Source organism: Terriglobia bacterium (assembly GCA_036496425.1).
Taxonomy (GTDB): domain Bacteria; phylum Acidobacteriota; class Terriglobia; order 20CM-2-55-15; family 20CM-2-55-15; genus 20CM-2-55-15.
The window spans coordinates 1-5737 of sequence record DASXLG010000394.1 but is presented as its reverse complement, the minus strand read 5'-3'; the positions used below and the strand labels follow the sequence as shown (position 1 = coordinate 5737).

The following is a 5737-nucleotide window of genomic DNA, read 5'->3' as shown; positions in this document are numbered from 1 at the left end:
CATGTTTGGTTCTATATCGATGTTAAAGACGAAGCCGGAAAGGTCACGAACTGGGGCCTGGAAATGGGCCCGCCGCACATGCTGCAGGCTGGCGGCTGGACGCGCACCACGATGAAGCTCGGTGATACGGTCAGCGTTCAGGGTTCGGTGGCGAAAAATGGCAGCAACCGCGCCAACGCAAGAAATGTCACCACGCCTGATGGAAAGAAAATGGGCGCGGCGTCCAGCGAAGGCACCAACCCGTAGTCGTTCGAAAACGCACAATCACTTGATCGTCGTTTTCCTGTAGGAAATTGGGGTCGTTCACTTTTAGTCGAGAGTGAACGGCCCCTTTCCATTGGCAACACTGGATCTGTGAGCAAAAATGTCGCCGCAGTGCTGGGGCTGTTTCTGCTGCTGCCGGCACTTGGCTTCGCCCAGACGACCTTCGGCTTGAAGTTGGCCTATCCGACGATGGATGCTCTGCAGGTCAGCGCTCCCGATCCGAACGTCACCTACTCCATACATTCGCGAGTTCCCAAATTCGGCTTCACCGGAGAACTCGGTCTGCCGGCAGGCCTGCTGCTGGAGATTGACGGCCTCTACAGCCACTTGAGTTACGTCTCGACCAGTACAGGAGCCGATGCCGTCACGCGCTCGACGACCGACATCAACTGCTGGGACTTTCCTCTATTGGTGAAAAAGCCCTTCTTCCACGGCCCGATCCGGCCTTACGTGAACGGCGGAGCCACTTTTCGCGCTGTCAATCAGGACACGAACATCGTGAGTACGAGTCGCTTCGGCACCGTGACCGAAGCGCGAATCAAGGCGCCGGAGTTCATCCATCAGGCCACCGAAGGCTTCACAACCGGGGCCGGCTTCGACTTGAAAATCGGAAAGCTGCACCTGATGCCTGAATTCCGTTACACGCGCTTCCGGCAGGAAAACTTCTCATCCCCGTCGGGACACTTCCATTCCAACCTGACACAGCCGATGTTTGTACTGGGAGTGGAACGGGGCAAATAATGTAGTCGCGGGCTGAAGCCCGCGACTACATTAGCTCCTCACGCCCGCCGGGACTTTGACCGGCCGGGCGGCCGGCCATGCGGCCGTAATCGCGGCGACGCCGTACATGAGCCCGATGACGGCAAAGCCGAGCGCGAGCGAAACATGCTCGGCGATCGCTGCCACCGCAATGCTGGTCACGAGCTGCAGCGAAGTCCCGAGAAAGAAAAACGCATTCTGCACGCGCCCCATGAAGTGCTTTGGAACGATTTCCATCATCGTCGATGAAATGCCGACGCCGGCGAGGCCGCGCCCCGATCCCATGACCGCATAGCACATGACGGCCACGGCGATGGAAGCCGAGAACGGCGCTGCCGTCAGGCTGATCGCCAGCATCGCCATGGCGCAAACCACCGACCGGCGGCCGCGAAGCAGACGAATGAACAGAGGCGCATACAGCGTGCTCATGAATGCCCCGATGGCCCAGCCTCCGTTAAGCCAGCCGTAGCCACGCGCTCCTGCATGAAAGACCTTATCGCTCAGCGGTGCCGTAATGACACCCTGCGTCTGCATGCCGGCGACGAAAATCGCCCACGATACTCCGAGCAACACGACATAACGCTTGTTCCGGAGGTACTGAATCCCTTCACGCAGCTCGTGCAGATAGCGGGCCCATGCATCCCCGCCGGCAGGCGATGAAACTTCGCGCGGCTTGACCGTCACCTTACCCTTACGAACAGCGAAATAGCAGATCAGCGATACCGCATACGTCGAGGCATCCAACGCAAGCACACCGCCAAGATGGATGCGCTCGTAGACAAATCCGACAATGGCGCCGGCGATCATCCACCCGCCCTGAACTCCGGCCAGAAGCATGGTGTTCGCGCCGACAAACTCGGATTCCGGCGACAACTCCTGAATCAGCGCCGTAATCGTCGGCCAGAACATCCAGAACCCGGCGGCGACAAGCGCGCCCATGGCGTAGAGCTGCCAGATCTGCACCTGATGCCGGAACGCAAGGAAAGCAACGCACAAGATGACTGCCCCGCGCAGCCCATCCAGCAGCATGATCAGGCGCCGGCGGTCTTCACGATCGATGAGCACTCCTGTGAAAGGAATCATGAGCAACGCCGGGACCGTCTGAATGACGACCAGAGTACCCAGGCTCAACTCGGAGTGCGTCGCCTGCAGAATGAACCATGTTACGGCCGCCGTATTCATCCCGCTGCCGATCATCGATACAAGATTGGCGATGAAAATTAACCTTAACCCGCGATGTTGGAACAGTAGTCGCACAGTCCTCCCCCGATCCAGTTGACAAAGCTACGGCTTACGGGAGTCCATGTTTTGAAAAACGTAGGAGGGCGCCCGCTCGCCAGTTGAGCGGGCCTGCCGGATCAGAACCGGATGCGTGCCCGCTCATGCCGCCAAAGGCCTACAGCCTTGGCCGCAAAAAATGACTTTCGTCGATGAGTGAGCGTCAGGTTCTTCATATCCGTGTCGGCGGTAAAACCGCTTCCCCTGAAGATACACTGGAAGGAAAGGAACCACAAGAAGCATAGCGCGGCTATGCCGCAACCAAACTTTTTTAGCCGCAGATGACGCAGATGGGGCGCCTCAAAAGTTCGTTTTTGCGCCCCACCCGCGGCATCTGCGGCTAAAACCCCCTTCACGCACTTGCGAAACCCACCTCCAAAGCGGTATAAAAATAAGCGGTAGTGACATCTTTGGAGGGAATATGGTCAAGAAATTCGTGGCCGTATTGGGGTTTGTAACTCTCACAGTCGCACTTCCTGCTTCGACCTACGCTCAAGATGCGAAAACCTTCCTGAATACTGTCGCCAAGGCGATGGGCGCCGCTAATCTGAAGACGCTCCAGTATTCAGGATCCGGATCGGGCTCGAACGCCGGCATTGAGCAGAACAAACCCAGTACTGAGCCGCCGCTCACCTACATTAAATCCTATAAACGTCAATTAGACTTGAACGCAGCCACGTCCCGTGTGGATCTGATCCGCGTTGAACAAACGACCGATCATCCACAGACGCTGGCGATCGCGCCAAACTCGCCGTGGGACACGCGGTATGACTTCTGGCTGAACCCTTTCGGGTTCCTGCAGGGCGCCATGTCGCACGAAGCCGTGGTCAAACCGGAGACCGTCCTTGGTGAAAAGTTCACCGAGGTTTCCTACGTGGTCGACGGAAAGTACAACGTGAAGGGCTACATCAACAAGGACAACCTGGTCGAGAAAGTCGAAACGCAGATCGGCAATAACGTCCCTGTGCTCGGCACCTATCTCGACTACCAGGACTTCAGCGGCGTGAAATTCCCAACCATTGTGATTCAGCAGCAGTGGGGTATGAATACGCTGGTCCTGATCGTGGATAAAGTGAAAGCCAACGCGCCGATCAGTACGGCGTCGTCGAACTGAGGGAATTGCCACAAAAGGCACATAGCAGAACTCAAAAGGCACAAAAACATCACGCATGACCTGACGTTTTGTGCTTTTTGTGCTCCCTTATGTACCTTTTGTGGCTATTCCCGTTGCGTTCGTCCGCGCATTTCAGGTATTGGACAGCATTCCAAGTCGGCATATCATTTCCATTATGATTATCGATTGTCATGGACACTACACTACTGCGCCTAAGCCGCTTCAAGAGTACAGAGACAAACAGGTAGCCGGACTCAAGGACTCATCCTATGTGCCGGGCAAAGTCACGCTGAACATCACCGACGACCAGATTCGCGAGAGCCTCGAGAACGCCCAGTTGAAGCTGCAACGGGAACGCGGCAGCGACGTCACGATTTTTTCGCCGCGCGCCTCCGTCATGGGGCATCACATCGGCAATGAAACCACGAGCCGGAACTGGACAGAACATTGTAACGATCTGATTCACCGCGTATGTTCGCTGTATCCCGAAAATTTTGTTCCGGTTTGCCAGCTGCCGCAATCGCCGGGCGTCGCGCCGGCCAACTCGATCGCGGAGCTCGAACGCTGCGTCAAGGAACTCGGCTTCATCGGATGCAATCTGAATCCCGATCCATCCGGAGGCCACTGGACGGCGCCGCCGCTCACCGACAAATACTGGTATCCGTTTTACGAGAAGATGGTTGAACTGGATGTCCCCGCGATGGTCCACGTCAGTGCGACCTGCAATCCGAACTTTCACACCACAGGTTCGCACTACCTGAATGCCGACACGACGGCGTTCATGCAATTCATCACGGCCGATCTGTTCAAGGATTTTCCGGCGATCCGATTCATCATTCCCCATGGCGGGGGGGCAGCGCCGTATCACTGGGGCCGCTACCGGGGACTCGCTCAGGATCTGAAACGGCCGCCGCTCGACGAGATGATGCGCAACAACGTCTTCTTCGATACCTGCGTCTATCATCAGCCCGGCATCGACCTGCTTTTCAAGGTTGTCCCTGTCGACAATATTCTGTTCGGTTCCGAAATGGTGGGCGCGGTCCGCGGCATCGATCCGACCACCGGCCATTATTACGACGACACCAAGCGCTACGTCGACACAGTCCCGCTCAGTGAGGCGGACAAACGGAAGGTCTACGAAGACAACGCGCGCAAGGTCTATCCCCGGATCAACAAGCGCCTCCCCCGCAAAGCTTAACGATGGCTGAGATTCTCGGTCTCGGAATGACGCACTATCCGCCGCTCGCCGGACGCGACGAAAACATGTCCGGCATCCTGCGCGGCACGTTGAGAGACCCTGCGATCCCCGCAGAGCTCAAAGAACCCGCGAACTGGCCGAAGCTGATGCAGGAGGAGTGGGGTGCCGATCAGGGAAAAGCGAAAGCCGCGGAACACCGGCAGGCCCTGTTGTCCGGGCTCGCGAAAATCCGCACGGCCCTCGACGACTTCAAGCCCGATTTCGTCGTGATCTGGGGCGACGATCAGTACGAGAACTTCACCGACGATATCATTCCACCCTTCTGCATTCTCGCCTACGACACCATCGAAGCGATGCCGTGGCGGCTGAAAGCGCCGGGAATGCCGGGCGGCGCGAATGTCTGGTCCGAGCGTGAAGATTTCACTTTCAATCTGCGCGGTCACCGGGAAGGCGGAAAGCGGCTGGCGAGCGGCCTCATCACGGAAGGCTTCGATGTCTGCTACGCATACCGGCCGCTGCATCAGCAGGGTGTGGGCCACGCGTTTCTGAACTCGATCGCCTATCTGGATTACCACCGCAAGGGATTCGATCACCCGCTGGTGTGCTTCTCGATCAATTGCTACGGAAAGCGCGTGATCAGCTTCCGCGGCGGGGCGGCAAAATTCGGACAGACACCTCCGCCCGAAGAACTGGATCCGCCGTCGCCATCACCCGGGCGATGTTTCGATCTAGGCGCCGCAATGGTGCGTGTGTTGAAGAAGAGTCCCTTCCGCGTGGCTGTGATCGCGTCTTCCAGCTGGTCGCACGCGTTCCTGCACGACAAGGCCTGGCGCCTCTATCCCGACATTGAAAGCGATCGTGCGTTCTACGAAGCCCTGAAAACCGGCAATTACAGACACTGGCGCGAGACGCCGCTATCCGCCGTGGAAGACTCCGGACAACAGGAAATGCTCAACTGGTTCTGTCTGGCAGGCGCAATGTCGGAATTGAACTGCAAGCCGGTCTGGGCGGAGTTTATCGAAAGCTACGTCTTCAATTCGAACAAGTGCTTCGCGGTGTTTCCGCCGGGGTGAGAGGGGGGGTGTGAGCGACCCCCTGCCGCCACAAAGCGGCGGCAGGGGGTC

The 5737-nt window shown here is 57.8% G+C and carries 6 protein-coding genes; 5 read left to right on the top strand and 1 reads right to left on the bottom strand.

The window, feature by feature from the left end; all coding sequences use genetic code 11:
• On the top strand, positions 1-246 hold a 246-nt coding region (locus VGK48_28965), incomplete at its 5' end, for a DUF6152 family protein (GenBank protein HEY2385226.1).
• Positions 247-354: 108 nt separating this feature from the next.
• On the top strand, positions 355-1005 hold the full coding sequence (locus VGK48_28960; GenBank protein ID HEY2385225.1) for a hypothetical protein: 651 nt from the start codon (positions 355-357) through the stop codon (positions 1003-1005).
• Between the two features lie 30 nt (positions 1006-1035).
• Here the strand turns inward: VGK48_28960 and VGK48_28955 are convergent, their stop codons facing one another.
• On the bottom strand, positions 1036-2280 hold the full coding sequence (locus VGK48_28955) for an MFS transporter (protein ID HEY2385224.1): 1245 nt from the start codon (positions 2278-2280) through the stop codon (positions 1036-1038).
• A 442-nt stretch (positions 2281-2722) separates the two neighbouring features.
• Here VGK48_28955 and VGK48_28950 point away from each other — a divergent pair, with 442 nt between their 5' ends.
• The 3 genes from VGK48_28950 (at position 2723) to VGK48_28940 (ending at position 5686) form a co-directional block, all read left to right on the top strand.
• On the top strand, positions 2723-3415 hold the full coding sequence (locus tag VGK48_28950; protein HEY2385223.1) for a hypothetical protein: 693 nt from the start codon (positions 2723-2725) through the stop codon (positions 3413-3415).
• 175 nt (positions 3416-3590) lie between these two features.
• Positions 3591-4613: an amidohydrolase family protein gene (locus tag VGK48_28945; GenBank protein HEY2385222.1), complete on the top strand. Its 1023-nt coding sequence runs from the start codon at positions 3591-3593 to the stop codon at positions 4611-4613.
• A gap of 2 nt (positions 4614-4615) precedes the next feature.
• The gene (locus tag VGK48_28940; protein HEY2385221.1) at positions 4616-5686 is read left to right on the top strand and encodes an extradiol ring-cleavage dioxygenase; all 1071 of its coding nucleotides are present in this window, start codon (positions 4616-4618) and stop codon (positions 5684-5686) included.
• The last annotated feature ends 51 nt before the right edge of the window (positions 5687-5737 follow it).

Bases quoted from the DNA above. Each gene is read 5' to 3' on its own strand.
- VGK48_28950 (HEY2385223.1), top strand. From the start codon at position 2,723: ATGGTCAAGAAATTCGTGGCCGTATTGGGGTTTGTAACTCTCACAGTC.
- VGK48_28945 (HEY2385222.1), top strand. From the start codon at position 3,591: ATGATTATCGATTGTCATGGACACTACACTACTGCGCCTAAGCCGCTT.
- VGK48_28940 (HEY2385221.1), top strand. From the start codon at position 4,616: ATGGCTGAGATTCTCGGTCTCGGAATGACGCACTATCCGCCGCTCGCC.